Below are 1480 nucleotides of genomic sequence, written 5' to 3' on the forward strand. Positions count from 1 at the left end.
ATCCCAGATTTTCCATTAGCCAGTTTTACGCGAAAATGGAGCAAGCGGTAGGCCGAGCCCCCCGGTGCTGGGGCAAGGACGGTTCTAATGGATACCATTAGAGAAATGCTTTGTTGATCATAGGGATAGGCGAGGATCATGGCCGGTTCAGTGTTGCAGGGAGAGGGTTTTTCGGTCAGCTTCAGCAACCGCGAGGTTACCGCTTGGGGCGGCTTGGCGCTGCTCAAGCAAATGCTCGACAGCATGGGGTTTCGACAAGCGGCAGCCAGCTGGGGATTGCCTGAACCGGGATCGAACCGGGGTTATGCGCCGCAGCAACTCATCGAGCAGTTCCTTGTATCGATTTGGTGCGGTGCCTGCCGGTTTGCCCACACTGAGACGGTGCGCATGGACAGCACCCTGGTGCGGCTCTTTGGCTGGGCCCGTGCGGCGGGACACAAAGCCATCATGCGGCTCTTTGCCCGCTTTGACATGCTCACGAACGAACGGGTGCAAGCCGAGGTTTATCGCTGGTTCTTTGGCAAGATCAGCACGTTGAAGCACGTGACGCTCGACGTCGACTCGACCGTGATTACCCGGCATGGCGCCCAACAAGGTGCAAGACGCGGTTATAACCCCAACCGTCATGGCCGAGCGAGCCATCACCCGCTCTTGGCTTTCGTAGCCGAAGCCAGAATGGTAGCCAATTTCTGGTTGCGCCCTGGCAATGCACACAGCGCCAACAACATCGTGCGCTTTCTCGAATCGACATTCGCCCATCTCGGCGACAAATCGGTTGGTCTGCTGCGTGCCGACAGTGGCTTTTTTGACGAAGCGGTGCTGTCCTTTCTCGAAGGCAAAGGCATTGCCTACATCGTAGCGGCGCGGCTGACGCAACCTTTGCAGCGGGAACTGTACCAAGCAAGGGGCTGGTGGGCGCTGGAACCGGGTCTGGAACTGACCGAACTGCGCTATCGGGCGGTTGGCTGGGAACACGAGCGCCGTCTGATCGTGGTGCGCCAATCGGTCAAACGCAAGACTGCGCCGGGTAAAACGCTTTCGCTCTTTGCCGATGACCCGGACATTCAGGGCTGGCGTTATAGCGCCCTTGTCACCAGCCTGGATTTGCCGATGGTGGAGGTTTGGCGCGCTTACCGTGGGCGAGCGGACTGTGAGAATCGCATCAAGGAGCTCAAGGCCGATTTCGGGCTGGATGCTTTCAACATGCGCGACTTCTGGGCCACGGAAGCGGCGTTGGGTTTTGCGATGCTTGCCTACAACCTGATGAGCCTCTTTCGTCAAGCGGTGCTGCGCTGCCGAATCCAACATACGCTCTCGACGCTACACGGTTTGGTGCTCGCGATCGGTGGCTCCTGGCACCCAGATGCTCGCCACAACAGACTGATGCTTTCCGTACCTCGCCGAAAACGAGCCTGGTTCGCCGGCCTCTGGGCTAACGCCTCGGCTCCGCCCCTCATCCCTGGACTGCAAAGTGGCTAAG

Annotated in this window: 1 protein-coding gene; it reads left to right on the plus strand. The window is 59.1% G+C overall.

Annotated features, from left to right (window positions below; translation table 11 throughout):
• Positions 1-138: 138 nt before the first annotated feature.
• Complete coding sequence (locus tag KUL93_RS11165) at positions 139-1479, plus strand: IS1380 family transposase (RefSeq protein ID WP_217127110.1); 1341 nt, start codon at positions 139-141, stop codon at positions 1477-1479.
• Position 1480 lies beyond the last annotated feature (1 nt).

The organism is Hydrogenophilus thiooxidans, assembly GCF_019049855.1.
GTDB classification, from domain to species: Bacteria; Pseudomonadota; Gammaproteobacteria; order Burkholderiales; family Rhodocyclaceae; genus Hydrogenophilus; species Hydrogenophilus thiooxidans.

Excerpts from the sequence above, each read along its gene's own strand:
- KUL93_RS11165 (WP_217127110.1), top strand. The coding sequence starts at position 139 with ATGGCCGGTTCAGTGTTGCAGGGAGAGGGTTTTTCGGTCAGCTTCAGC.